30 protein-coding genes are annotated in these 22,167 nt (G+C 68.3%); 8 read left to right on the forward strand and 22 right to left on the reverse strand.

What is annotated here, in order from left to right:
- The first annotated feature begins 9 nt into the window (after nt 1–9).
- Nucleotides 10–1,005, forward strand: a complete 996-nt coding sequence (locus tag QT386_RS13605) for a hypothetical protein (protein ID WP_289274321.1) — start codon at nt 10–12, stop codon at nt 1,003–1,005.
- A gap of 4 nt (nt 1,006–1,009) precedes the next feature.
- Here the strand turns inward: QT386_RS13605 and QT386_RS13610 are convergent, their stop codons facing one another.
- Nucleotides 1,010–1,768: an AraC family transcriptional regulator gene (locus tag QT386_RS13610; protein WP_289274322.1), complete on the reverse strand. Its 759-nt coding sequence runs from the start codon at nt 1,766–1,768 to the stop codon at nt 1,010–1,012.
- Nucleotides 1,769–1,853: 85 nt separating this feature from the next.
- Between QT386_RS13610 and QT386_RS13615 the strand changes: the two genes are divergently transcribed.
- Entirely contained in the window at nt 1,854–2,444 is a 591-nt protein-coding gene (locus QT386_RS13615) for a sterol desaturase family protein (RefSeq protein ID WP_289274323.1), read from the forward strand.
- Between the two features lie 57 nt (nt 2,445–2,501).
- The gene (locus tag QT386_RS13620; RefSeq protein ID WP_289274324.1) at nt 2,502–2,732 is read left to right on the forward strand and encodes a sterol desaturase family protein; all 231 of its coding nucleotides are present in this window, start codon (nt 2,502–2,504) and stop codon (nt 2,730–2,732) included.
- On the opposite strand, the gene QT386_RS13625 is transcribed toward QT386_RS13620, so the two are convergent.
- From QT386_RS13625 to QT386_RS13635, 3 genes are all read right to left on the reverse strand, one after another.
- A complete protein-coding gene (locus tag QT386_RS13625) occupies nt 2,729–4,387 on the reverse strand; it encodes a GYF domain-containing protein (protein ID WP_289274325.1) in 1,659 nt (552 codons plus the stop codon). The two genes, QT386_RS13620 and QT386_RS13625, sit on opposite strands and share 4 nt — an antisense overlap.
- A 7-nt stretch (nt 4,388–4,394) precedes the next feature.
- Nucleotides 4,395–5,186 (reverse strand): RDD family protein, encoded by a 792-nt coding sequence (locus QT386_RS13630; protein ID WP_289274326.1) that lies wholly within the window; start codon nt 5,184–5,186, stop codon nt 4,395–4,397.
- A gap of 130 nt (nt 5,187–5,316) precedes the next feature.
- A complete protein-coding gene (locus tag QT386_RS13635; RefSeq protein ID WP_289274327.1) occupies nt 5,317–5,727 on the reverse strand; it encodes a TM2 domain-containing protein in 411 nt (136 codons plus the stop codon).
- A gap of 108 nt (nt 5,728–5,835) precedes the next feature.
- On the opposite strand from QT386_RS13635, the gene QT386_RS13640 reads away from it, so the two are divergent.
- A complete protein-coding gene (locus tag QT386_RS13640; RefSeq protein ID WP_289274328.1) occupies nt 5,836–6,078 on the forward strand; it encodes a hypothetical protein in 243 nt (80 codons plus the stop codon).
- A gap of 90 nt (nt 6,079–6,168) precedes the next feature.
- Here the strand turns inward: QT386_RS13640 and QT386_RS13645 are convergent, their stop codons facing one another.
- From QT386_RS13645 to QT386_RS13675, 7 genes are all read right to left on the reverse strand, one after another.
- Nucleotides 6,169–6,627, reverse strand: coding sequence for a host attachment protein (locus QT386_RS13645; protein ID WP_289274329.1), 459 nt, complete (start codon nt 6,625–6,627; stop codon nt 6,169–6,171).
- A gap of 8 nt (nt 6,628–6,635) precedes the next feature.
- Nucleotides 6,636–6,890 carry a hypothetical protein gene (locus tag QT386_RS13650; RefSeq protein WP_289274330.1) on the reverse strand — a complete coding sequence of 85 codons (255 nt, stop codon included), beginning with the start codon at nt 6,888–6,890 and terminating at the stop codon, nt 6,636–6,638.
- 91 nt (nt 6,891–6,981) lie between these two features.
- Nucleotides 6,982–8,916 carry an ATP-binding protein gene (locus QT386_RS13655; protein WP_289274331.1) on the reverse strand — a complete coding sequence of 645 codons (1,935 nt, stop codon included), beginning with the start codon at nt 8,914–8,916 and terminating at the stop codon, nt 6,982–6,984.
- A 12-nt stretch (nt 8,917–8,928) separates the two neighbouring features.
- Nucleotides 8,929–9,591, reverse strand: a complete 663-nt coding sequence (locus QT386_RS13660; protein ID WP_289274332.1) for a glutathione S-transferase family protein — start codon at nt 9,589–9,591, stop codon at nt 8,929–8,931.
- Between the two features lie 96 nt (nt 9,592–9,687).
- Entirely contained in the window at nt 9,688–10,203 is a 516-nt protein-coding gene (locus QT386_RS13665) for a YggT family protein (protein WP_289274333.1), read from the reverse strand.
- Between the two features lie 97 nt (nt 10,204–10,300).
- Nucleotides 10,301–11,092, reverse strand: a complete 792-nt coding sequence (locus QT386_RS13670; protein ID WP_289274334.1) for a dienelactone hydrolase family protein — start codon at nt 11,090–11,092, stop codon at nt 10,301–10,303.
- Nucleotides 11,093–11,114: 22 nt separating this feature from the next.
- Nucleotides 11,115–11,756 (reverse strand): 1-acyl-sn-glycerol-3-phosphate acyltransferase, encoded by a 642-nt coding sequence (locus tag QT386_RS13675; protein ID WP_289274335.1) that lies wholly within the window; start codon nt 11,754–11,756, stop codon nt 11,115–11,117.
- Between the two features lie 170 nt (nt 11,757–11,926).
- Here QT386_RS13675 and QT386_RS13680 point away from each other — a divergent pair, with 170 nt between their 5' ends.
- Nucleotides 11,927–12,292, forward strand: a complete 366-nt coding sequence (locus tag QT386_RS13680) for a VOC family protein (RefSeq protein ID WP_289274336.1) — start codon at nt 11,927–11,929, stop codon at nt 12,290–12,292.
- 193 nt (nt 12,293–12,485) lie between these two features.
- Here QT386_RS13680 and QT386_RS13685 read toward each other — a convergent pair whose 3' ends face one another.
- Nucleotides 12,486–13,472 carry an NAD-dependent epimerase/dehydratase family protein gene (locus QT386_RS13685; protein WP_289274337.1) on the reverse strand — a complete coding sequence of 329 codons (987 nt, stop codon included), beginning with the start codon at nt 13,470–13,472 and terminating at the stop codon, nt 12,486–12,488.
- Nucleotides 13,469–13,891: a hypothetical protein gene (locus tag QT386_RS13690; protein ID WP_289274338.1), complete on the reverse strand. Its 423-nt coding sequence runs from the start codon at nt 13,889–13,891 to the stop codon at nt 13,469–13,471. The genes QT386_RS13685 and QT386_RS13690 overlap by 4 nt, the downstream gene beginning before the upstream one ends.
- A 138-nt stretch (nt 13,892–14,029) precedes the next feature.
- Here QT386_RS13690 and QT386_RS13695 point away from each other — a divergent pair, with 138 nt between their 5' ends.
- Nucleotides 14,030–14,479 carry a hypothetical protein gene (locus QT386_RS13695; protein WP_289274339.1) on the forward strand — a complete coding sequence of 150 codons (450 nt, stop codon included), beginning with the start codon at nt 14,030–14,032 and terminating at the stop codon, nt 14,477–14,479.
- A gap of 150 nt (nt 14,480–14,629) precedes the next feature.
- Here QT386_RS13695 and QT386_RS13700 read toward each other — a convergent pair whose 3' ends face one another.
- Both QT386_RS13700 and QT386_RS13705 read right to left on the reverse strand, forming a co-directional pair.
- The gene (locus tag QT386_RS13700; protein WP_289274340.1) at nt 14,630–14,899 is read right to left on the reverse strand and encodes a YcgL domain-containing protein; all 270 of its coding nucleotides are present in this window, start codon (nt 14,897–14,899) and stop codon (nt 14,630–14,632) included.
- A 27-nt stretch (nt 14,900–14,926) separates the two neighbouring features.
- Nucleotides 14,927–16,525, reverse strand: a complete 1,599-nt coding sequence (locus QT386_RS13705; RefSeq protein ID WP_289274341.1) for a murein L,D-transpeptidase — start codon at nt 16,523–16,525, stop codon at nt 14,927–14,929.
- A gap of 91 nt (nt 16,526–16,616) precedes the next feature.
- Between QT386_RS13705 and QT386_RS13710 the strand changes: the two genes are divergently transcribed.
- Nucleotides 16,617–17,360 (forward strand): murein L,D-transpeptidase catalytic domain family protein, encoded by a 744-nt coding sequence (locus QT386_RS13710; protein ID WP_289274342.1) that lies wholly within the window; start codon nt 16,617–16,619, stop codon nt 17,358–17,360.
- Here the strand turns inward: QT386_RS13710 and QT386_RS13715 are convergent.
- The 6 genes from QT386_RS13715 to QT386_RS13740 all read right to left on the reverse strand — a co-directional run bounded on the left by QT386_RS13715 (nt 17,357) and on the right by QT386_RS13740 (nt 20,538).
- Entirely contained in the window at nt 17,357–17,740 is a 384-nt protein-coding gene (locus QT386_RS13715) for a cupin domain-containing protein (protein ID WP_289274343.1), read from the reverse strand. The genes QT386_RS13710 and QT386_RS13715 overlap by 4 nt on opposite strands.
- Entirely contained in the window at nt 17,740–17,910 is a 171-nt protein-coding gene (locus tag QT386_RS13720) for a hypothetical protein (RefSeq protein ID WP_289274344.1), read from the reverse strand. Before QT386_RS13720 ends, QT386_RS13715 begins: the two co-directional genes overlap by 1 nt.
- Nucleotides 17,907–18,317: a hypothetical protein gene (locus tag QT386_RS13725; RefSeq protein WP_289274345.1), complete on the reverse strand. Its 411-nt coding sequence runs from the start codon at nt 18,315–18,317 to the stop codon at nt 17,907–17,909. The genes QT386_RS13720 and QT386_RS13725 overlap by 4 nt, the downstream gene beginning before the upstream one ends.
- 236 nt (nt 18,318–18,553) lie before the next feature.
- Nucleotides 18,554–18,841 carry a hypothetical protein gene (locus QT386_RS13730; RefSeq protein ID WP_289274346.1) on the reverse strand — a complete coding sequence of 96 codons (288 nt, stop codon included), beginning with the start codon at nt 18,839–18,841 and terminating at the stop codon, nt 18,554–18,556.
- A gap of 88 nt (nt 18,842–18,929) precedes the next feature.
- Complete coding sequence (locus tag QT386_RS13735; RefSeq protein WP_289274347.1) at nt 18,930–20,162, reverse strand: aminotransferase class V-fold PLP-dependent enzyme; 1,233 nt, start codon at nt 20,160–20,162, stop codon at nt 18,930–18,932.
- A gap of 70 nt (nt 20,163–20,232) precedes the next feature.
- Nucleotides 20,233–20,538, reverse strand: a complete 306-nt coding sequence (locus QT386_RS13740; protein ID WP_289274348.1) for a hypothetical protein — start codon at nt 20,536–20,538, stop codon at nt 20,233–20,235.
- A 202-nt stretch (nt 20,539–20,740) separates the two neighbouring features.
- On the opposite strand from QT386_RS13740, the gene QT386_RS13745 reads away from it, so the two are divergent.
- Nucleotides 20,741–21,910 carry a WG repeat-containing protein gene (locus QT386_RS13745; RefSeq protein ID WP_289274349.1) on the forward strand — a complete coding sequence of 390 codons (1,170 nt, stop codon included), beginning with the start codon at nt 20,741–20,743 and terminating at the stop codon, nt 21,908–21,910.
- Nucleotides 21,911–21,920: 10 nt separating this feature from the next.
- On the opposite strand, the gene QT386_RS13750 is transcribed toward QT386_RS13745, so the two are convergent.
- Nucleotides 21,921–22,166, reverse strand: coding sequence for a hypothetical protein (locus QT386_RS13750; RefSeq protein ID WP_289274350.1), 246 nt, complete (start codon nt 22,164–22,166; stop codon nt 21,921–21,923).
- Nucleotide 22,167 lies beyond the last annotated feature (1 nt).

Genomic DNA, 22,167 nt, shown 5'->3' on the forward strand with positions numbered 1-22,167 from the left:
GGGGAGATCATGCGAATCCGGACCACGATGCTGGCGGCGGCGTTGCTGCTGGCGGCCTGCGACGGTGACAGCGGCGGCGATGGCACCGAGGCGACGGCGCCGCCCGTGCGTCTTGAGGATCTCTGCGTCAATTCGCAGTGCGGCGAACGGACCGTGCTGCTCGACATTCCCGGTGCCGAGAACCTGATCTTCTCGCCGGCGGGACGCCTGTTCGTCAGCAGCGGCTCCGGTGTTTTCGAGATACACAAGAATGCCGACGGCAGTTTCCGCGCCGACAGCATCTCGCCCGAGAGCTGCGGCTACACGGGCCTGGCGATCCGCGGGGAATACCTCTACTCCTCCTGTGGCGACGGCCGCTTCTGGGCCGCGCGGCTCGACGCCGCGCCGCGGCTCCATCTGATCCACACGATGAGCGGCATGTGCATCGCCAACGGCACCGCGCTGGGCGCCGATGGCCGCATCTACGTGGTGGACGAGCCGCTCAACGTCTGCGTGCCCGACCCGAAGATCAAGCGCCTGACGATCGATCCGGCCGATCCGATGAAGGTGGTGAACGAGGAGGTCTTCGTGCAGGGCAGCCCGCTGGGCCTGCTGTCGCTGGGCATCGGCAACGTGCTGCGCTTTCCCAATGGCCTGCAGGCCGACGGCAGCCGCTTCTACGGCACCGATGGCGGCAGCATCTTCTCGGTGGACCTGCTGGCCGACGGCTCGGCCGGCGCGGTGACGCCGATCCTGTTCGAGGTGGACGTGCATGACGATCTCGGTATCGCCGGCGATGGCCTGCTGCTGGCCAACTTCCTCACTGGACGCATCACGCTGATCTCCAAGGCCGGCGAGATCCTGCAGGCCACCGCGCCGGGCACCTTTACCTTCCCGTCTTCGGTGCGCCTGGGCCGTCCGCCGATGTTCGAGTCCACCGACATCCTGGTCACCGAGACTGGCGTGCTGGTGGACCAGAGCCTGCCGCTGGATCACCTGAGCCTGTTCCGCCGCAAGGCGCGCTGAAGGCTCAGTCGAAAATCGTGTAGGCGATGCGTGCCCGCTGCTCGAACAGGAAGGACGGCGTTACGCCGAAATGCTCGCGGAAGGCGCGCGACAGGTGGGCCGAATCGGCGAAGCCGGCGGCATGCGCGGCGGCGGTGAGGCTGTCGCCTTGCATGGCGCGGGCCAGGGCTTCGCGCAGGCGCCGCCACAGCACGTAGCGCCGCAGCGGTACGCCCACCTGTTCGCTGAACAGATGGGCGAAATGGCTCTCCGACAGATGCACGGCGCGCGCCGCATCGGCGATGCGTACTGGAGCGTCGAGATGTTTGCCGATCCAGTGCAAGGCTTCGGCGATGCGGCGGTCCAGCGGCGGTGCTTCCAGGCCCTGGTGCTGACCCAGCAGGGTGGCCAGCGCCGCCTCTGCCTGCTCCGGGCGGCCGCTGGCGGCCAGTTCGCGCAGCTGTGGTCGGCAGGCTGCCGTGTCCAGGCTGGCGATTCCGCCGGGTTGCCGCTGTGCGTAGTGTCGGCACTCGTCACTGTCCGCCTCCAGGTAGAGGAAAGCCGTGGGCCGGGCGCCGGCGTCGATCTGGTGGGGCTGGTCGGCCGCCACGAAGAAGCCCTCGCCCTGCTGCCAGTCCTGGTCCGCATCTACCCGCATGCGCAGCGGCGCCTCCAGCCCGACGCAGAGCTGCGCGGCATGGTGGCGATGGCTGTCGGTGCCGACACCGGGGCCGATCAGCAACAGGCGCTGCGGCCAAGCGAACAGGCGGAAGAGAGGTGTCATGGCGCAAAACTCCCCGGTTCAGCAGGTTTGTTCAAGCCGGGCCGACGGCCGCCGCCGAAAGATGTCGCCATCAAGGAGCCATCTCATGAACCTGTTGCGGACCCTGCTGCGTTGTCTGAGCTTTCCCCTGTTCCTGCTGGGTGCCAACGCCGCGCTGATCACCCTGGTCGGCGCTGGCGCGCCGTTGTGGCAGCCCCTGGCCGTGCTGCTCGGCGCCATCCTGCTGATGCTGGGCATCGAGCATCTGATTCCCTGGCAGCCGGACTGGAACCGGTCTCACGGTGACGGCCTGCGCGACCTGCTGCATGCCGGGATCAATACGGCCTCCTATCACCTGGGTATCCTGCTGCTGCCGCTGTTCGCCGGCCTGGCGCTGTCCCCGGGCCTATGGCCGCTGCAGTGGCCGTTCTGGCTGCAGGTGGTGGCTGCACTGCTGGTGTTGGACGTCGGCATCTCCGCGGCACACCACGCCAGTCACAAGTGGAACCTGCTGTGGCGATTCCATGCGTTGCACCACAGCATCCGGCGTCTCTATGGATTCAACGGCTTGATGAAGCATCCGGTGCACCAGTCGGTGGAGACACTCTGCGGTATCGCGCCCTTGCTGCTTCTGGGCATTCCGCAGCCGGTGGCCGTGGCCGTGTCATTCTGCGTGGCGATCCAGTTGCTGCTATAGCACTCGAACGCCGACTACCGTACGGGTCCGCTCAAGTACGTCTTCGCCAATGCCGAGGTGCACCGCTTCCATCACGTCAACCGGCCGGGCGAGGGCGATGTGAACTTCGGCCTGTTCACCACGCTGTGGGATCACCTGGCGGGCAGTTTCCACTACGTGCCGGGCGGCGCTCCGCGGCACTCGGCGGCGGTCGGCTTGTCGGATCGCGGCGACTACCCCGCGGGCTACCTGGCGCAGTTGATCGAGCCGTTCAGGAGAGAACGTCCCCGCGATCGAGTGGTGCCCTAGTCCTGCCGGTGCATGTAGGCGTAGTCCGCCACGAGCAGTTCGTCGGGCTCCGCCAGCAGGGCGTAGAGCAGGTGCAGCGCGAACTGGCATTGTGCCTCGTGATCGCTGTCGAGCAGGGTCATGTCGTGCCCGGCGCTTGCAGTCCGGTCACGGGCCGTCTGCGCCATTGCGGTCACGCGGGTGGCGCTGCCGGGATCCGGCGGCCTGGCTCGCCACTCCATGGCGCTGGCCTCCGCCAGCAGCGACGCCAGCACATCCAGGCTGTGGCGGAAGTCCTCCCGCTTCGTCAGTTGCTGGGGCGTCATCCGCGGCTCTCCGCTGTAGCCCATGGCGGCACAGTCGTCGATGTGGCCCTCCGCGGCGAGATTGGAGACCAGGCGCTGTGTCGCCACCACATAGCGGCGGATGGATGCCGCCCCAGCGACACCGATGGCTTCACTGCGAGTTACCCGGGTCAGCTGGGCCGCTACCTTTGCGCCATCCATCGAAGGGTCGCGCTCGACGATGCTGCGGTACATGGGGCCCGCATGCTGCTCCTGCAGGGATTCGTGATTCTGCAAGGACTGGTACAGCGCCAGCGAGAAGGCGGTCAGCGGCGAGGGCGACGCCTCCTGTTCGGCTTGCGTGATGGATATCACCTCATGCCATTGGATCGCGGCCACGTCGGCCTCGGCTTGGCCGCGGACGTGGATGCCGGAAACCAGGCCCAGGGCGCGCATGGTTTCGGCGCCCAGGAAGAACATCTCCCGGTTCGGCGTCTTGCGGGTACGTTCGCGCAGGGACTCGGGCGCCCCCAGTTTTTCCAGGCGATCGAAATACTCCTCGCCCATCGGGTCGCTGGCCTGTGCAAGGGCGCCGGCGACTCCCTCGGGCATGCCGGGAGAGTGGAAGCCGAAGTAGGTTCCCAGGCTGGCCCGGCGCGATCGGCCCGAGAGAAAGGGAATCAGGCAGGCACTGCTGCAGTCGTTGACCGCGGCGGTCTCCAGGCCGTGCTCGATGATGAAATCGGCGATGTTGTAGCTCTGGTCGAGCAGGCCGCCCTGCGAGTCGAACTCGATTTCCTGCGTGACGCCCGGGCGGTAGGCCTGCTTCATCGCGTCCGCGGCGCCGGGGCCGAACATGCCGGTGAAGCGGATCTGCCGGCCGGACGAGGACACCGTGTAGGTGAAGCCGGAAGAACTGGCGTCCAGGATGTAGACCTGCCGCAGGATGGCCAGCGTCGGCAATGTGGCGAAGGCGAGGAAGATCAGGCCGGCGGCACCGGCGAAGCGGGCCGGGGCGCCCTGCGAGCCCCGCAGCATCCTGCGTGATGTCAGCCCGGCCAGCAGTAGCGCTGCGACCGCCAGCACCGAGGTGCTGGCGAAATGCAGCATGGGGCGCGTCCAGTCGCCCAGGTGGTTGGAGACCCACCAGCTGCCGCCCAGCATCGCCAGGGCCATGGCTTGCCCGAGAATGAAGGGCCACCATGCCGGCTTCGGTGCCGCCTCCGCGGGCGTGGGAGCGGGGAACACGGTTTGCCAGGCTTGCCATCCGTTCATCCCGGCACTCCAGACCAGGACATTGCCCGACACCTGCCCCGAAGCGATCAGCTCCGCGAGCGCGGCTCGCGTGACGGGGCCGTGGCGGATTCCATCAGGGCCGGCGTAGAACCACATGGGAAGATCAGCGGTTCGCCGCGTTGATCGCGACGACGCCGATGAACAACGGGATCACCACGAGCCAGATCCTGGCGACGATCCAGCCGGATTCGGGGCGATACTGCACCACCGAGCCGATCTCCTGGTCCCAGTTGCTGAAACCCTGCGCGCGGAGGCTGTTGTAGGCGCTGATCTGGGTGAAGAGCTGGATTAGGGGTATCCCCAGTCCGAGGCCTCGCAGGCAGACCTGGAACTCGCGGTTGAGTGCGTCCGCGAACGACAGGCGGAGGCCTCCGGGGCGGGTGACGCGGATGCCCGCCAGCCACTTGCCCGGCGTGGTGCCCGAGGCATGCAGCAGCAGGCCGTTGATCGGGACCATGATCAGGGCCACCATGATGCCGCTGAACAGCGGGTTCTCCAGCAGGGCCATGGTGCGCTGCAGGTTGGTGGCCGTGGCGGCGATCGTGAAGCCCAGTACGAACGATGCCGTGCCGCCGAGCAGCATGGTGTCGATCATGCGTGCCGCCCAGCGGAACCAGGGCTTGGCCGGCGCCTGGCTCCAGCCATCGCCAGGCTCATCCGCGAGCGGACTGTCGGCTGCGGAGGGCGCCGCTGCATCCGGCAACGGGGGAGGCAGCGGAGGGGGCAGCGGCGGCGGGAGTTCGAAGACTTCGCCATAGGAGGCCCAGTCTCCCATCGATTCGTTCCAGATCAGCGTGGACGGATCGATCTCGCCTCGAATGCGCATGTCGTGAAGCGCATCCACGGCATAGGGCCCCAGTGCCTTGCCGTTGCTGCCGACGTAATACTGCGTCACCGCCTGTCCCCCCGGATATCATCTTGGCGTCGCAGGTCCGATCATATCGGCGCCTTTCCGGGGTGACTACCGCTGCTTGCGACAAGGGCGGTTTTTTCTTGCTCCAGGTCCCAGATTGCAGCGCTGCGCCTCAGGCCGGCGAGGATTCGCGGTTGATCGCATCCACCTGGCCGTTGAGCGTCCAGAGATCGTAGAGCAGGCCCGCGCCGAGGAGTCCGACGGTGAAGAGCCAGATCAGGCCGGTGATCCACTTGCCCATGTAGAAGCGGTGGATGCCGAGCACCCCGAGGAAGGTCAGCAGCAGCCAGGATACGGTATAGCTCTTGCTGCCGGCGCGGTAGCGGCGCTCGGCGCTGCGCTCCATCGACGGGATCAGGAACAGGTCGATGATCCAGCCGATGAACAGCAGGCCGAGCGTGAAGAACCAGATGGTTCCGGTAATCTGCCGGCCGTAATAGAAGCGGTGCGCGCCCATGAAGCCGAAAATCCAGGTGAGATACCCGACCAGCAGGCTGTGGGTGTCGTTTCGGCTGTCGTGCATGTGGATTTCCTTGTTTTCAGGCACAGAATCGCGCGTTTAGCGGGCATTCAGCAAGCCCCGGTATCCTGCGAGTCGTTCATTCCACACCGTTGACAAGGAGCGTCTCACATGAACACCCGCACTATCACCCTGCGTGCCCTTCTGGTTGCCAGCGCCCTGGGCCTGGGCTTCGGCGTCACCGCCTGCAAGAAGGAAGAGCCCACCCCGATGGAAAAGGCCACGGATAGCGTCAAGGACGCCTTCGATGCCCGCCCGAACGAAGAGCTGAAGGACGCCGGCGAGGATGCCAAGTCCGCCGTCGAGAACGCGGGCGACGCCGTCGAGAAGAAGGCGGACGAGGTCACGAAGTAAGCCTTCGGCTCATGTGAATCCCCCAGGATCATTACGATCCTGGGGGATTCGTGCTGTGTGAAGCCTGCCCTCCACCAGGACCGCGGGTTGCTACAGGCGGCTGGGCAACGCCGCGCGAATGCGCTCGGGTGTCTCGTTGGCCAGCGACTTCGGGATGGTGCCGACGACCCGCTGTTCCACTTGGTCGTCCATCCGTTGTCGCAGCAGGCCCAGGAAGCCCGGTTCGGCGACGACATAAAGGCGCTCGGCATGGGTGTCGCGTAGCGCGGCCTCCACGCCCTCGCAGACCGAGGCGGCGAATTCTTCGGTGCGATGCTGCTTCATCGAGCCGCCGCCGGAGGCCGAGTGGCCACCTTCGGTTGGACGGTGGTTGCGGCACCCGCCACTGTCGGCCACCAAGTCACCCTCGTGCAGGCGGCCTTCCGGATTGGCGAGGCTGGCATAGTCGCGCAGTGGCGCCTCCGGCGTGAGGGCCGCCAGGATGCGGGCCCGGGCGGCGTCCAAGGCGACCACTAGGGAGGGGCCACTACGCCGGTTTGGTGCGTTCATGCGGCCTCCTAGTGCGTGGGTCGCGAGCGGGTCTTCTCCGGCGGATTGCGCTCGACGCTGTCGGTCTGCCTTCCAGAAACCTCGCCCTTGGCGCTGGCGCTGTGATCGGGGGCCGCGCGGTCCGCATTCAGGGCATCCAGCACGGCGTCATTCGGATTGCGGGACTTGCGCCCGCCGATCTGCTCGTCGTTGAGCATGGCCTGGTCGATAGCGGGATTGACGCGCGGCGTGCTGGCACCGCTTTTGTTTGCCGTCCTTGGCATGGGAGTTCTCCTTTGCAATCTGCAATCGGGGCGCCAGGCCCCGGTAAGAATGGGACCGCGTATCGCGCCGGGAATTCCCCGGGAGCAAGCCCTATACGGGCAGCGTGAAGCGGAACACTGACCCCGGATAGCCCGGCTCCACCCAGATGCGCCCGCCGTGGCGTTCCACGATCTTGCGGCAGATAGCCAGGCCGATGCCGCTGCCGGGGTAGATTTCGCGGGTATGCAGGCGCTGGAACAGCACGAACACGCGCTCGGCGTAGAGCGGGTCGATGCCGATGCCGTTGTCACGCACCGAGAACTGCCAGTAGTCGCCGTCCGGCTGTACATCGATGTCGATCTGCGGTGGCGCCTCGCCGCGAAACTTGATGGCATTGCCGACCAGGTTCTGGAACAGCTGCGTGATCAGCGAGCCCTGCACCGGCAGCGTCGGCAGGGGCTGGCGCCGCACCACGGTGCCGCTCTCGGCGATGGTCGTCTTCAGGTTGGCCAGGGCGGCATCCAGCAGGCGGTCCAGCGAGGTCGGCTCGGGCTGCTGCTTCTCGCGGGTGACGCGCGAGTAGGTCAGCAGGCCCTCGATCAGCTGGCGCATGCGCTGCACCTCGTCGGTGATGTAACCGACGAATTCGTTGGCGTCCGGATCCTTGCCGCTGAAGCGGCGCGCCAGCAACTGCGTGAAGCTGGACACGGTGCGCAACGGCTCCTGCAGGTCGTGCGAGGCGACGTAGGCGAAATGCTCCAGCTCGGTATTGGAGCGGGCCAGCTCCTCGGCGCGCTCGGTCAGCTCGGCGTTGGCGCGCTTGCGCTCGGTGATGTCCTCGGCCGTGCCGGCCACGCCGATCACGGTGCCACCCTTCATCAGCGGGGCGTTACTGAACACGATCGTGGTGATGCTGCCGTCCTTGCGCAGGATGGTGGTCTCGACGTTGCTGGCCGCGCCGCGACCGCTGGCGGCGGCATCGAACAGCGCCTGGACCATCGGGCGCTGCTCCTCGGGGATCACCGGCAGGAAGCTGCGACCCAGCAGCTCCGGCTCGTCGTAGCCGGTGATGACGCAGGTCTGCCGGTTCACCAGCGTGAAGCGGCCCTGCAGGTCCAGCGCGAAGATGGCGTTGGTGGCGCTCTGCATGATCTTGTTGCGGAACTCGGTGGCCTCGCGCAGGCCCTCCTCGGCCAGGCGCCGCCGCACGATCATCTCATTGAAGACTGTGGCGAGCTCGCCCAGCTCGTCGCCGGAGCGCACTTCGATGCGATGCGTCAGGTGTCCCTGCGACACCCGCAGGGCGCCCTCGCGCAAGGCCAGGATGCTGCGCCGCAGGTCCTGCGCGATCACCCAGGCCACCAGCAGGCCGCCGGCCAGCAGCACGGCGGTGAACAGGGCGATCAGCGTCGGCAGGCCATGCTGCATCCAGCGCGCCGCATCACCGATGGTGACCGAGAAACGGCGCTCCAGCGGCGCCACCACGGCGTTGATCGTGGCGATGCGCATCAGCAACTGCTCGCGCCTTTCCGGCGTCAGCGAGCCGGCACCATGCGCGCGCTTCAGTTCCGCGGCGATGACCTCGAGCTCCAGCAGGCGGCGCTCGGCCTCGCGCCAGACCTGGACCGCGGAGTCGAGTGGGTCGATCCAGCGGAAGTGGCGGAACAGGAAGATCATGTCCGGCACGTCCTGCTCGGCGTTGCCGCCGGCGACGAAGCCGCGGCGTACCGTGGCCTCGTTGTAAGAGCGGCGCTCCATCTCCAGGCGCGCCTCGCGGTCACCCAGGGGGATGGCGATGGCATCCTGGTAGTGCTGGTAGTCCTGGTCGCGTCCGTACTGTGCGTAGCGGCTCAGATAGTAGACCGCGTCCTTCTGGCCCTTGGACCAGAGCCCCTCACCGCCGACGTAAGCGCGGGCGCCGCTGGCCAGGCGCAGGCTCAGCGTCACCATCATCAGCAGGGCGAAGACGATGGCGACGAACACCACGACGATCGCCGCCAGCTTGGCGGTGATCGAAAGATGGTGTGCCTTCAGGCCGATGCGCATGCGTGGCTGGCGTCAGCGCAGCAGTTCGTAGGGGCCGCCCCTCTGCAGGGCCCGCTGGTAGGCGGGGCGCGCGTGGATGCGCTGGAGGAAGCCCGCGAGGTTCGGCGGCACGTCGCCGCCGCGCGCCGCCAGGGCCTCGGCCGGGAAGCTCATCTGGATGTCGGCGGCGCTGAACTCCTGGCCGGCGAACCAGCCGGTCTTGCCGAGCTCGCTTTCGATGAAGGCGACGTGGGTCTTGAGGTTGGGACCCAGGAACATCTTCTCCACGCCCCCCACAATGCCGCGGGCTACTGGCCGCACCAGGGCGGGGCTGCCCTTGGGTACCTGGCTGAGCACCAGCTTCATCACCAGCAGGGGCATGATCGAACCCTCGGCATAGTGCAGCCAGTAGCTGTACTGCAGCCGCTCCCGCGTGCCCTCGGCCGGAATCAGCCGGCCCTGGCCATAGCGGCCCACGAGGTATTCCACGATGGCGCCGGACTCCGCCACGGTATTGTCGCCGTCGGTAATCACCGGGGACTTGCCGAGCGGATGCACCGCCTTGAGCTCCGGCGGTGCCAGCATGGTCCTGGCATTGCGCTCGTAGCGCTTCACTTGATACTCGACACCCAGTTCCTCCAGCAGCCACAGCACGCGCTGCGAGCGGGAGTTGTTCAGATGGTGGACGGTGACCATGGATTCCTCGGCGGCAGGGACTATCCGCCATGAAAGCACAGATGGGCGGCAGCGTCATGTAGACGCTGCCGCCCATGTGGGGCACCCGGATTGGCCTCAGATTTCGGTGCGGCGCTGTGCCCAGAGCCGCAGCAGACCCTTGATTGCCAGGTGAACCAGGGCGTAGACGCCGATGGCCACCAGCAGGGGCAGGGCCAGCGTGCCGCCGGTCTCCAGCGCCGGGCTGGCGACGATGCCCTTGAACGGCAGGAACAGCGGCTCGGTGATGCCCTTGACGAAGCGCACGAAGCCGGCACCCTCGCGTGCGCCGATCAGGGCCAGCGTGAAGCGCAGGCCCAGCAAGGCATAAACCACCCAGAACACGTAGTCGACCACCTGGCCGACCCGGGCGGTGGCGCGCATCTGGGTGACCTCGCGCTCGCGCTCGGAGACCTCGTCGATCAGCCGGCGCTGGATATCCGAGGCGACGGAGTCGATGCGCTGCTGCTCGTTGGACAGGCCGTCCTGGGCCTGTGCCGCAATCTGGGAATCCACCCGTGTTTCAAGCCGGGATTTCAGGGCATTGTGCTGGGCCACCCTGCGGGCCTCATCCTGAGCCAGTGTCGTATCCATGACGCGAATCCTTGCGCGATGCCGCGGCCTTCCTGGCCGCCCGCTCATGATGCCCCGCGGCCGTGAACGGCGTCTGAACGCCGCCGGCAGCGGCTGCTCAGGGGCGGTTCAGCTGCTCATGCAGGAAGGCGAGGGTGCGGTCCAGGGCGGCGCGCGTCGGCTCGCCCTCGCGGTCGATCAGGTGCGTGGTCATGACGCTGTGGGCCGGCGGCAGGGCGTCGGGGTTGGCATGGCGCGAGGGCACCACGATGGCCTGGAAGGCCGGGCCGAACTCGGCCTGCAGGCGTTCGAAGCGCTCCGCGCGGCACATGGGGTCGCCGCTGAAGCGCAGGCCCAGGATTCGGGCGCCCTGCTGGTCGATCCGTTCGTGCGCCGCTGCGATCTCCTGCGGCGAGGCATGCAGGCCGGAGCGCTGCGCGTGGGTGATGCCGCCGGGCAGGGAGGGCTGGGCCAGCACCGGCGCGATCACGGGCGCGTCGAGCATCATCGCCAGGCCGAAGTTGCCGGTCAGGCACATGCCCACGGCACCCACGCCGGGACCGCCGCATTCGGCATGGGCATGGCGCGCCAGCGCGCGTAGCCAGTCGACGATGGGGCTGGAGCGGTGGGCCGCCAGCACGCGGAACTCGCGGCTGATGCAGACCCGCGCGAGGGTGCGCATGGCGCTGGCCGGCGTCACCGGCTCCAGCGGCGTGCCGAACAGCTGCGGCATCCACACCGAGAAGCCCGCGTCGGCCACGCGCGTGGCGAAGCGCGCCACCTGCGGCGTGATGCCCGGCACCTCCGACATTACGATCACCGCGCGGCCCTGGCCGCGGCGGTAGACCTCGCGACGCTCGCCGTCGAGTGTCAGGGGGCTGCAGTCGAAGCCGGGGATAGCGATGCTCATGCGCACTCCGAGAGAGGGGTGATCAGTCCTTGCCGGAGGCGTCGCCGTGCCAGCGACGGCCCTGTCGCTCGGCGATGGGCTTGGACAGCCGGTCGGCGTGGCGTGGGGAGGAGTGGGTGGCGACGAAATCCAGCAGTTGGCCGAGATCGGCCTCGTAATCCGCCGTGGGCCGCAGCGGGGTGCCGAAGGTCACCTGCTTGCGGTCGTAGTCGATCGCCGCGGCCACGATCGGCACGCCAGCGCCGAGCGCCACATGGTGGAAGCCGCGCTTCCAGGCGGGCGCGGCGGTGCGCGTGCCCTCGGGCGCCAGCAGCAGCACGAACTGCTCGTTCTTGTGGAAGGCGTCGACCGTCTGCTCGACGATGCCCTTGGGGCTCTTGCGGTTGACCGGCACTGCACCCAGCCAGCGCAGCACCACGCCGCCGAAGCCGCGGAAGGCGCTGTCCTTGATCATGGTGCTGGCGCGCACGCCCAGGCCGATCAGGATCGCGAAGGCGATCACGCCGTCCACGTTGGTGGTGTGCGGCGCGCCCAGCAGCACCATCTTGGGCACGTCCGGCGGGCCGCCGATGACGCGCCAGCCCATCAGGCGCAGGAACAGCCGTCCCATTCCACGGGAAAACGCATTGCCGCGCTGCGGCACCCTCGACCCTAGCGGCGCCATCAGCTCATTTCCCGGTGCGACATGCTGGACATTCCCGAATGTTCTCGTAAGACGACGGGATTATCCCATCATCCGTCCCCGCCCGGGGCCACCCGGCCAGCTTGACCGGCCGCAGGGGTGCGAATAGCGTGCCGGCCATTACAGAGCGAACCCTGCGGGGGAGAAGATTCATGATCGGTTACGTTTGCGTGGGCACCAACGATATGGCGCGTGCCTCGGGCTTCTACGACGCCCTGTTCGGCGAGATGGGCGTCAAGCGCATGATGGAGTTCGACGGCTTCGTCATCTGGGGCAAGCCGGGTGCGGCCGCGCTGGCGGTGGTGAAACCCTTCGACGGCAACGCCGCGACGGTCGGCAACGGCGTGATGGTGGCCCTGTCTGCCGGCAGCAAGGACAACGTCGACAGGCTCTACGCCAAGGCCATGGAGCTGGGCGCTACCGACGAGGGCAAGCCGGGGCCGCGTGGGGATACGTTCTATGCGGCTTATTTTCGCGATCTCGACGGGAACAAGCTCAACCTCTTCGTCATGTCTTGAGAGCGGCGCATAGGGCTGCTGTGCGGCCCGATCCTGCATCCGCAACGCTCGCCATACTTTTGTACGGCTGTGCGTCGCGGCTGCAGCCTCGGGCCTGCTCGCGACGCCCTCTGCACCGCTCTTGGCGTTGCTGGTTGGTCAACCTCGGCGCACTCGCGACGGGTTCTCCGCGACCCTTGGCGCTGCTTGTGGGTTAGTGGGGTGAGGATTCCAGCTCGCGCAGGCCTTCTTCGACGCTGACCACGGGACGGTAGCCGATCTCGCGTCGGGCCTTGTCGTCGCGCACGGTGACTTCGCGGAAGAACAGATTCAGGGCGCTGCGGGTCAGGGGTGGCTCGCCGCGCAGGGGTAGCAGCGTCCACGCCGCTTCGCCAAGAGCGGCGAGGGTGTCGGCCAGCCATAGCGGCGCATCGCGTTCGCCGGGCTCCACACCCTGGCTGCGGATCAGGCGGCCGATGAAGTCGCGGAAGGCCACCGGAGCGCCGTCGGTGAGGAAGTAGATCTCCCCGGCACGGCCGCGCTCCAGTGCCAGCAGCACGCCGTGCGAGACGTTGCGCACGTGGCAGGTAGAGATGCGATGCCGGCCGCCGCCGAACCAGAACCAGCCGGCGCGCGCGGCCTCGGCCAGCTTGGGCGCCAGCGTGGTGTCACCCTTGCCCCAGATGAAGCGCGGCCGCACCACCAGCGTTTCCAGGCCGCGGCCATTGGCGGCCAGCAGCTTCTGCTCGGCCATGCCCTTGGAGCGGGGATAGAAGCCGTTGGGTTGCGCGGGCAGGGGGCGTGTCTCGTCGGCGTCGACGATGGCCTTGCCGTCGGCCAGCACCGCCTCGGTGCTGATGTGCAGCAGGCGTGGCAGCCCGGCGGACTGCGCGGCGGCGATCACATGGCCGGTGCCATCCACCGTGTCGCGCAGGAAATCCTCCCAGCGCCCCCACTGCTCGACCTTGGCCGCGGAGTGGATCGCGGCGAGGCAGCCCGACATGCCCTCGCGCATGGCGTCCACTTCACCGAGATCGCCAGGCACCGGCGTGGCTCCGAGCGCGCGTACCGTGGCGGCGGCGCGCTCGGAGCGGGCCAGTGCGCGCACGCTGTAGCCCGCGGACATCAGGTCGACGATCAACTGGCGCCCGAGAAAACCGGAACCGCCGGTGAGGAAGATACTGCCGCGCAGTGACGTCATGCGGCGGGTTCGATCAGGTCCACGCCCTGCAGCCAGCTCAGTGCTTCGTCGGGGTCCTTGAAGTACTTCGCGGTGATGCCCTGGGCGCGGTAGTCGTCCACCGCGCGTTGCATGGTCCACTGGCCGAGCTCATCCTCCGGCGCCACGATAGCCCAGTACTTCCAGCCGGCGTCGCGGGTGCGCGGGAGCCAGGAATCGCGTGCCCAGTCGTGCAGGGTCTGCGCCAGCACCGGGTTCTTGCGGTCGTCGGAGAGCCACTTGCAGGCACCGTATTGCTTCATCGCCAGCATGCCGGCTTCCAGGAAATCCCGGAACACCGACTCGACGATGAACTTGTGCATCCGGTGATGCACGATCTTGCCGTTCGTGTGAAACCACAGCGTGACATAGGGATTGTCGATCAGCACCTGGGTCGCCATGTCGCGCTTCCTCGAAAGGGTCTGCGGTGGACCCGCGCAGCCTAACCCGATGCGGCCCGCGACGGAATATCCCCGTGGCCGCCTGGGGCGGTCTATCATGCGTTTCGAGCGGCGCTGGCCGCGACCCGGAGCCCGCGGATGAGCTTGTCGACGATCGATCTGTGCACACAGGAAGCCACGCTGCAGCGTACCTGGCAGCCCAAGGCGCCCAGGACACCGATCTACGCCAACTACACGCCCTGGCCGGTGGCGATCACGCTGGCGGCCGGCACCACGGGCTCGCTGGGCGAGGGTGGGCCGGCCCCCGAGGTCCGCTGGATCGCGATCTACGACACGGCAACTGGACGGGAGGTCAGCAACCACGGGGCCGGTGCCAACGTCTTTTCCACCGTGCTGCAGCCGGGGCAGGAACTGAAGGCCGCGGCGGAGCAGGAGATGGTCTATCGCCTACTGGCGATCAAGGCCCTGATCGACGATTCCACCACGCTGCCGCGGCCCGAGAAGATGCACCTGCCCAAGCGCTTGGCGCGCGAACTGATCGCCAAGGGCAAGCAGCAGTTGCGTCGCGGCGAGGAAGCCGAAGGCTAGGAGCCCCTGGGGAACCGCTGAAAAAGTCCATTCGTGCTGGGCCTGTCGAAGCATGAGCGGACTTTCTCCCATGGTCGGTCAATTAGTTGCCGTTCACCCCCTTCGACAAGCTCAGGGCGAATGGCAACTAAATCAGGGCTTCCCTGGGACTCAGTCGCCGAAGTGCAGGTTGGCCTTGAGCAGGCCGTCCGGCGGCATCTGGATGTAGTAGCCCTGCGCCACCAGTTTCTCCAGCACCTGCGCCACGTCCACGCGCGCCAGACGACGCTCCGGCGACAGGCTCAGGCGCATGGCCTCGGTGAGCTTGCCGGTGAGGCGCCGCAGCGCCTCGGGCAGGGTTTCCGGGGCCAGGTCGGCGCGCAGGTAGAGGTACATCTCATCCTGGCGACCGCAGCGGTAGATGACGCATTCGGTACTCATGGCCGGGACTATAGTCACCTGTAAGGTCTAGAGCTTTGGCCGCTCGGCCAGGGCGCGCACCAGGGCCGGATCGCGGTCGTAGATATCGGCCTTGAAGCCGATCCGGCCGCTCTCGGGCACGTCGATGGTCCAGTAGGCCAGCAGGATCGGCAGCGGCTTGGCCAGCTTGACGCTGCGCGTGGTGGGCTCGGACAGGGCCTTGTCCAGGCCGGCCTGGTCCCAGGCCGGGTCATTGAGCAGCAGGCGCACCAGTTCCAGCACGTTCTCCACGCGGATGCAGCCGGAGCTGAAGGCGCGCTGGCTGGCGCCGAAAAGTTCGCGGTGCGGCGTGTCGTGCAGGTACACGGCGTAGGGGTTGGGGAAGCGGATCACCGCACGGCCCAGCGAGTTGCCTTCGCCGGCATCCTGGCGCAGCGTGACGGCGCCGGGCTTGGCCCAGTTGACCTGCTTGGCGTCCAGTTCCTGGCCGGCGGCGTCGAACACGCGGATGCGGTTGCGCGCCAGGTAGCCCGGGTCGCGCCGCACCTTCGGCAGCACGTCCTCGCGCAGGATCGTCGGCGGGACGGTCCAGGTAGGGTTCAGCGTCAGGTAGGTGATCTCGGACTTGAAGATCGGGGTGCTGCGGAAGGGCTTGCCCACCTGCACGCGCGAGGACCACACCGATTCGCCGTTGCGGAACAGGTTGATGTGGAAGCCGGCGATGTCCACCAGCACGAAGTCGTCGTGCAGTTCGTGCAGCAGCCAGCGGCCGCGCTCCAGGTTGGCGCGCACCTGGTCGATGCGCCGCGCCACCGGCACGTTCAATGCCGTGCGCGTGCCCGGGCCGATGGCGCCGTCGGTGTCGAGATACTGCTCCTGCTGGAAGCGCTTGACCGCGGCCTCCAGCGTCGCGTCGTAGAGCGTGGCGCCGTTGTCGTCGGCGGCCGCGATGTCGCCGGTGGCGGCCAGGCGCTTGCGCAGCAGGGCCACGCGCGGATCGTCCATACCGGGCTTGAGCGAGGCGCCGGCGGGGATCGGGGCCCAGCCGCCGGCCGCTTCCACCGCACGCAGGCGCTTGAGGGCGGCGCGCAAGCGCGCGTAGGCGGTGTGCGTGGGCCGGGCGCCGTCAAAGACGGCGGCGATGTTGCCGCTGCGCACCGCCTCCACCATGTAGCCCAGGGCCTCGTCCGGGGTCATGCTGCGCGTGGCGAAGTTCCACTGCGCGTCGAGGCTGGCGGGGTTGACCTTGCCGCGGAACAGGTGCGCCAGCGCCAGCAGGTAGGAGCGGGTGGTGGCGAGGTCATAGGCGGCGATGCTCGAAGGGTCCGCCGAGGCCGGCCCCTTCTCGACCGACTCCAGCGCGTAGTCGCGCGGGTCCAGGCCGTCGTCTGTGACGCCGCGCAGCGCGGCGACCAGCGCTTCCTGGCGGGCCCGATCGTTCCAGGCCGGGGCGAAGTCGCGGCGCTCGTAGAAGCGCGCGATGCCCTCGGTCAGGGAGACGCCCTCCAGCTTGGGGCCGGCGGGGCCGGCGTCACGCAGTTGCTCCACGCGCTCGCGGATGGCCTCGCTCAGGCCCTGAGCCTGGGCGGGCAAAATGCAGGCACCTGCCAGCAGCAGCGCCGCGAAGCCGCGGCGGAAAATGGTCATGCCCATGACGCTCCCTGTCGTTGCGCGGGCTGGGGACGCCCGCTTGTCGGCGCGATTTTGCCCTGTCCGCGGGGCCGGCTACCATGCCGCCATGCCGTATCCCCTTGTCAGGCAGTGTCTCGCCGCCGTTTTCCTGCTCGTGGCCGCCAGGGTGGTCCAGGCTGCGCCGCCGGCCGAGGCCCTGCGCCGCGCCGCGCCGGACATCAACCCGAAGGCGCTGAAGGCCGCGTTGTCGGCGCTGGACTGCGCCGTGGCGGCCGGCATGACGCCTGCGCAGCATCTCGGGGTCATCGACTACTCCCTGCCGTCCACTCAGCGGCGCCTCTGGGTGTTCGACCTGAAGACGCGAAAGCTGCTGTTCCGCGAACTGGTGGCGCACGGCAAGAACTCGGGAGAGAACCTTGCAACCCGGTTCTCGAACAGCCCGGACAGCCTGACCTCCAGCCTCGGTCCGTTCCGCACGCTGGGCGCCTACGAAGGCCGCAACGGCTACTCGCTGCGCATGGCCGGCCTGGAGCCGGGCGTCAACGACCGCGCCTATACGCGGGCCCTGGTGATGCACGGTGCGCAGTACGTGGATGCCAAGATGGCCAGCAAGCAGGGTCGCCTGGGACGCAGCTGGGGCTGTCCGGCGGTACGCCCGGCCGTGGCGCAGAAGCTGATCGACACGCTCAAGGACGGCCAGTTCGTGTTCGCCTGGTATCCGGACCCGGCCTGGGCCGGGGCCAATGGCTACGCGCAGTGTCCGCTGACCTCCGGCCATGAGGCGCCCGACACTGCCGGCGCCGCGCTGGCCTCCAACGAGCCGCAGGTGCCGGCGGGCGTGCTGCCCTAGACGGCACTCATCGCGTCGTCGATGTCCTCGTAGACGTCCCAGCGGAAGCGCGGTGTGCACAGCGCCAGGAACACGAGATCTTCACTGCCGGTGTTGGTGATGCGCTGTGCTTGACCCGGCGCGATGCGCAGCACGTCGCCCGGTAGCAGTTCCTGCGGCGGCAGCCCGCCGATCTCGGCGCGGCCGCGGCCCTCCAGGATGACGTAGCGCTCGGCGATCCCGTCCAGGCGGTGCCAGCGCGTGGTGACGCCAGGCGTCACGCGCGCACGCGCGACCGACAGCCCGGGATCGTCCGGCGTGTTTGACAGCTCGGCGATGCTGCAGCGTTCCTGCGTGGGCGCTTCCGCCGCGCCGCTGCCTGGGCTGGTTCCCGGCCGCATCAGATCTTGCCGGCCTTGGCCTGGCGGGCGGCCCACATGTTGTCGACCAGGTTGGGATAGCGCCGCCCGTTGCGCTCGGCGCGCTCCTTGGCCGCCGCCTTCTGTTCCGGCGTCAACGGCAGGCTCTTGCCCGCCGGCTTGTCGCGCTTCCAGGGTGGCAGCTCCTTCATGCGGCGGGCCGGGCGTAGGCGGCACGCAACTGGCTGACGCTGCCGGCGGCCTCGGTGAACACGAACAGCCACAGCACCGGCGGGCCGCCCGCCACGAGGATCACCCAGGCCAGCACCGCCGCCACATACAGGCGCGCCCAGCCGTCGATCACACCGAGCAGGCCTACCGGGTGCAGCAGCCGCGCCAGGGCCCAGGTGCCGATCAGGGCGCCGCTGAGGCTCACGAACAGCAGGTGCATGGGCTCGGCCAGCGATGGAGCGGCAGCCGTGCCGCCGAGCAGTCCGTTTAGCCAGTAGGTCAGCGCCAGGAATTGCGGCGCCAGCGGCGGGATCGCCATCCAGGCCAGGGCGGCATCGAGGCTGGCCCAGAAGCGGACCTTGGCGGGCGAGAGTTGGGCGTAGCGCATACGAACTCCTGAGGCATGCGACAGCGTAACCCGGCGCCATGGACCTCCGGAAGGAAGAGCCCCGTGGCTGACGGGCACGGCCTTGCCGTCCACACCTCGGGCGCCCCTGCTCGTCTGCCCGGGGCACATGGCGCCGGTCCGGGCCTTCGTGGCCTTCCCGCAGGATGCATTGCGTCGCCAGCAACGAAAAAGGCGCCGGCATGCCGGCGCCCTTGGACACGCGACGTACAGGGAGATCAGTCGTGGTGCTTATGCTTGTGCTTGCGGTGGCCACGATGCTTGCCGTTATCGCCCTTGCGGTGCTCATGCACGATCACGGTCTTGGAGGGCTCCGGCCGGGAGCCGATCGCGGCTCCTGCGCCGCCGCCGATGGCACCGCCAATGATGGCGCCGTTGCGGCCGCCTATGCTGTCGCCGATCGCAGCGCCGGCGCCGCCGCCGATGGCGCCACCCACGATGGCCCCGGTATCGGCGGCCAGGCTCGCCGTGGATGCCAGCCCCAAGCCAGCCAGTAACGCGATCATTCCAAGACGCATGTGAGCCCCTTTTCCGTCGATGGGTGACGGGATGCTGCAGGCATCTTGCCATCCCAAACCGAACGACGGCTGAACGTCAGGCGGTCAGGAGTTCGTCCAGCGCCCTCAGCAAGCGCTCGATGTCCTGCGTCGAGTTGTAGTGCAGGAACGACAGGCGCAGCACGCCCTGCTTCGGGTCCAGCCCCATCGCCTGCAGCAGCCGCACGGCGTAGAAATGGCCCGCGGCGGCGAGTACGCCGCGCTGTGCCAGCGCCGGTACCAGCGCTGCGGGCGATTGCCCGATGACCTGCACGGCCACCGTGGCCGCGCGTTGACTGGCGTCGGTGGGCCCGAGGATGCGCAGCCCCTTGATCTGCCCCAGGCCGTCGAGCAGGCGCGCCAGCAGTGGCTCTTCGGCGTCATGAAGCAGTGCGCGGATGCGTTGCGCGCGCCCGATCAGCGCCGCGCCGGGATGGTGGTGGGCGTCCAGGGCATCGAAGTAGCTGGCGATGCCGCCCGCGGCGGCGATCTGGGCGTGATCGGGCCCGGCCGGCGTCAGGCGCTTGCGCGGCAGCGAGGCGTTGAAGAAATGGCCCTGGTTGGCGAGGCGGTCCAGCAATTCGCGGCCCAGCACCATCAGGCCCTGGTGGGGCCCGAAGGTCTTGTACAGCGAGAACAGGTAGATGTCCGCACCCAGCGCACGCAGGTCCGGCAGGCCATGCGGAGCATAGGAGACGCCGTCCACCAGCGACAGCGCGCCGGCGGCCCGGATCTTTGCCGTGAGCCGCGCCACCGGGTTCAACTGCGCGACGATGTTGGAGCACTGCGGAAACACGACCAGGCGTGTGCGTTCGTTGAGCAGCGCATCCAGCGCGTCGGGGTCCAGCGCGCCGCTGGCAGGGTCCACCTGCCACTCGCGCAGCACGAAGCCTTCCGCCGCCAGGCGGCGCCAGACGCCGCCGTTGGCTTCGTGGTCCTGGGTGGTGACGACGATCTCGTCGCCGGGCTGGAGCAGGCCGCGGAAGGCCTGGGCCAGTACGTAGGTGTTCTGCGAAGTGGACGGGCCGAAATGCAACTCGTCGGCGCCGACGCCCAGGTATTCCGCCAGGCGCTCGTGCGAGGCGTCCATCCAGGCGCCGGCCTCGATGGAAGCGGGGTAGGAGTAGTAGGGCTGTACCTTGAGGCGCCGGTAGTAATCGCCCAGCAGGTCGATCACCTGGCGGCAGGCATAGGAACCCCCGGCGTTCTCGAAGAAGGCCTGGTCGCGCAATGTGGGCTCGGCGAAGGCGGGGAACTGGGTGCGGACGAAGTCGAGATCGAGCGAGGTCATGCGCCGATCTTAACCGCAGCGGTGGCGATGGAGGGACGGAGCGGGGGTGCCGCGCCGTCCCTCCGCGGGCTTACTTGAAGAAGTACTCGTCGCGGGACAGCTTGCCGTCGCGATTGGCGTCGCGCGTGGCCAGGCGCTTGGCCAGCTGCGAGTTCGGTTCCAGCTCCGACATGTCGAGGAAGCCGTCGCCGTTCTTGTCGGGCGAGATGGCGCCGGTGGCGCCCGTGATCTTGACGTCCTTGCCGTAGTCCGGAGTGCCGACGACGTTGCTGCCGGGCGCCATCATGTCGGCTCCGGGCAGGGGACGGTCGGTATTGGCGGCGGCGGTCACGCTGACCAGGATCAGGGCGGCGAACAGGGATTTGCTGCGATACATGATGATTCTCCAAGCGGATGATGAAGTCATGGCAATGCCCGATGGGGGACGCCGTTGTCCGCTGGGGTCAGGCTGGCGACGGAGCTGCGACCACGCCCTTGGGGTCGATCCGTCTTGGCCATAGCCTAGCCGCAGCGGCGGACGCCGACAACGGCTTATGCTTGCGGCCTGCGGCGCCCGAGACGCTGAGGGGAATGTATCGATGCCAAGATGTGCATGGGGCCTGCTGGCCGCTTCGCTGCCCTGCCTGCTGCTGCCTGCCTGGGCGGCGGAGGCGCCGGGCCGTTTTCCGATCCGCCAGGGTGACCGCCATGGCGCGATCGACGCCACCGGCAAGGTCGTGATCGAGCCGCAATACGACGGCGAGCTGCGCTTCTCCGACGGCCTGGCGGTTGCCGCCGTAGGCTCCAAGGTGAGCGTGGTCGACGTGGACGGCAAGGTCGTCATTTCCCCGCTGGCCAAGGTCGGCATCGGCAACGGCGAGTTCGCGCAGGAGGTGAGCCTGGCTTCGCTGATCGCCGGACCATTCTCCGAGGGGTTGGCGCCGTTCCGCATGGGGCGCAAGCTGGGCTACCTGCACCGTAGCGGTGCGGTGGCGGTACCGCCGCAGTTTGACCAGGTGGAGCCCTTCAGCGAGGGGCAGGCGTTGGCGGCCGTGGCGGGGCACTGGGGCAGCATCGACCGCAGCGGCAAGTGGGTGATCGAGCCGCAGTTCAACAAGCCCTTCCGCTTCCAGGAAGGCCTGGCGGTGGTGCTGGTGTCCGGCAAGGGCTACGGCTACATCGACCGCCAGGGCCAGTTCGCGATCCCGGCGCAGTACCACTACGCCTACAACTTCTCCGGAGGCCGCGCGCGGGTGCAGCTGCGCGAGGGCCATGGCTACATCGACCGTCAGGGCAAGATCGTGATCGAGCCCTCGAAGGAGTACCGAGTGGGGGCCGACTACCGCGAGGACCGTGCACCGGCGCGCGCCGAAGGCAAGGGTTGGGGCTATCTCGATCCGCAGGGTGACTTTGCCGTTGCGCCACAGTTCTTCCACGCCAGGGAATTCAGCGAGGGGCGCGCCGCCGTGGCGGTGGGGGATGTGCGCAATCACCAGTGGGGATATGTCGACCCCGTCGGCAACCCGGTCGGTGCCGCCCGCTTCCAGCAAGCCGAGCCCTTCTCGGAGGGCCGTGCCGCGGTGCTGGTGCCCCGCGCGGGATACGGCTACGTGGATGCGGCTGGCGAGCTGGTGATCGGGCCGCTGGAAGGCGTAAGCCAGGTGGAGCCCTTCAGTGGCGGCCTGGCGCGCATCTGGTTCAACCAGGCCGAGGGTCGCTGGGGTTACATCGACCGCAGCGGCAAGCTGGTGTGGAAGTCCTCGCCTTGAATGCGGCGACTCAGAACGGATCTGGCCGGCAGGGCGGGCCGGGCATCGCCGGCAGCCGCAGCGCGGCACGCAGGCGGCGTGTCGCCAGGTCCTTGCGCGCCTCAGGTGCGCGGCAGGCCTGCAGCCAGCGCAGCGGCGCGTCGATGTCGGTGTTGCGCGCCGCCGCCATGGCGCAGGCGGCATCCAGCGCGGAGCGGTCTTCCTCGTCGAGGAAGCGTTCCAGCAGCTCGGTGATGTGGTTCAGGTCCTGATCCATG

It is taken from the genome of Solimonas sp. SE-A11 (assembly GCF_030345715.1).
Taxonomy (GTDB): domain Bacteria; phylum Pseudomonadota; class Gammaproteobacteria; order Nevskiales; family Nevskiaceae; genus Solimonas_A.

What these genes read in the sequence shown, in the direction of transcription:
- QT386_RS13730 (WP_289274346.1), bottom strand. Translation starts at nt 18,841, where the DNA reads ATGATCGCGTTACTGGCTGGCTTGGGGCTGGCATCCACGGCGAGCCTG.
- QT386_RS13625 (WP_289274325.1), bottom strand. Translation starts at nt 4,387, where the DNA reads ATGTGGTTCTACGCCGGCCCTGATGGAATCCGCCACGGCCCCGTCACG.
- QT386_RS13735 (WP_289274347.1), bottom strand. Translation starts at nt 20,162, where the DNA reads ATGACCTCGCTCGATCTCGACTTCGTCCGCACCCAGTTCCCCGCCTTC.
- QT386_RS13635 (WP_289274327.1), bottom strand. Translation starts at nt 5,727, where the DNA reads ATGCACGACAGCCGAAACGACACCCACAGCCTGCTGGTCGGGTATCTC.
- QT386_RS13655 (WP_289274331.1), bottom strand. Translation starts at nt 8,916, where the DNA reads ATGCGCATCGGCCTGAAGGCACACCATCTTTCGATCACCGCCAAGCTG.
- QT386_RS13640 (WP_289274328.1), top strand. Translation starts at nt 5,836, where the DNA reads ATGAACACCCGCACTATCACCCTGCGTGCCCTTCTGGTTGCCAGCGCC.
- QT386_RS13710 (WP_289274342.1), top strand. Translation starts at nt 16,617, where the DNA reads ATGCCGTATCCCCTTGTCAGGCAGTGTCTCGCCGCCGTTTTCCTGCTC.
- QT386_RS13700 (WP_289274340.1), bottom strand. Translation starts at nt 14,899, where the DNA reads ATGAGTACCGAATGCGTCATCTACCGCTGCGGTCGCCAGGATGAGATG.
- QT386_RS13670 (WP_289274334.1), bottom strand. Translation starts at nt 11,092, where the DNA reads ATGAGCATCGCTATCCCCGGCTTCGACTGCAGCCCCCTGACACTCGAC.
- QT386_RS13740 (WP_289274348.1), bottom strand. Translation starts at nt 20,538, where the DNA reads ATGTATCGCAGCAAATCCCTGTTCGCCGCCCTGATCCTGGTCAGCGTG.
- QT386_RS13720 (WP_289274344.1), bottom strand. Translation starts at nt 17,910, where the DNA reads ATGAAGGAGCTGCCACCCTGGAAGCGCGACAAGCCGGCGGGCAAGAGC.
- QT386_RS13680 (WP_289274336.1), top strand. Translation starts at nt 11,927, where the DNA reads ATGATCGGTTACGTTTGCGTGGGCACCAACGATATGGCGCGTGCCTCG.
- QT386_RS13750 (WP_289274350.1), bottom strand. Translation starts at nt 22,166, where the DNA reads ATGGATCAGGACCTGAACCACATCACCGAGCTGCTGGAACGCTTCCTC.
- QT386_RS13690 (WP_289274338.1), bottom strand. Translation starts at nt 13,891, where the DNA reads ATGGCGACCCAGGTGCTGATCGACAATCCCTATGTCACGCTGTGGTTT.
- QT386_RS13705 (WP_289274341.1), bottom strand. Translation starts at nt 16,525, where the DNA reads ATGACCATTTTCCGCCGCGGCTTCGCGGCGCTGCTGCTGGCAGGTGCC.
- QT386_RS13685 (WP_289274337.1), bottom strand. Translation starts at nt 13,472, where the DNA reads ATGACGTCACTGCGCGGCAGTATCTTCCTCACCGGCGGTTCCGGTTTT.
- QT386_RS13745 (WP_289274349.1), top strand. Translation starts at nt 20,741, where the DNA reads ATGCCAAGATGTGCATGGGGCCTGCTGGCCGCTTCGCTGCCCTGCCTG.
- QT386_RS13725 (WP_289274345.1), bottom strand. Translation starts at nt 18,317, where the DNA reads ATGCGCTACGCCCAACTCTCGCCCGCCAAGGTCCGCTTCTGGGCCAGC.
- QT386_RS13660 (WP_289274332.1), bottom strand. Translation starts at nt 9,591, where the DNA reads ATGGTCACCGTCCACCATCTGAACAACTCCCGCTCGCAGCGCGTGCTG.
- QT386_RS13605 (WP_289274321.1), top strand. Translation starts at nt 10, where the DNA reads ATGCGAATCCGGACCACGATGCTGGCGGCGGCGTTGCTGCTGGCGGCC.
- QT386_RS13645 (WP_289274329.1), bottom strand. Translation starts at nt 6,627, where the DNA reads ATGAACGCACCAAACCGGCGTAGTGGCCCCTCCCTAGTGGTCGCCTTG.
- QT386_RS13665 (WP_289274333.1), bottom strand. Translation starts at nt 10,203, where the DNA reads ATGGATACGACACTGGCTCAGGATGAGGCCCGCAGGGTGGCCCAGCAC.
- QT386_RS13650 (WP_289274330.1), bottom strand. Translation starts at nt 6,890, where the DNA reads ATGCCAAGGACGGCAAACAAAAGCGGTGCCAGCACGCCGCGCGTCAAT.
- QT386_RS13695 (WP_289274339.1), top strand. Translation starts at nt 14,030, where the DNA reads ATGAGCTTGTCGACGATCGATCTGTGCACACAGGAAGCCACGCTGCAG.
- QT386_RS13715 (WP_289274343.1), bottom strand. Translation starts at nt 17,740, where the DNA reads ATGCGGCCGGGAACCAGCCCAGGCAGCGGCGCGGCGGAAGCGCCCACG.
- QT386_RS13675 (WP_289274335.1), bottom strand. Translation starts at nt 11,756, where the DNA reads ATGGCGCCGCTAGGGTCGAGGGTGCCGCAGCGCGGCAATGCGTTTTCC.
- QT386_RS13615 (WP_289274323.1), top strand. Translation starts at nt 1,854, where the DNA reads ATGAACCTGTTGCGGACCCTGCTGCGTTGTCTGAGCTTTCCCCTGTTC.
- QT386_RS13610 (WP_289274322.1), bottom strand. Translation starts at nt 1,768, where the DNA reads ATGACACCTCTCTTCCGCCTGTTCGCTTGGCCGCAGCGCCTGTTGCTG.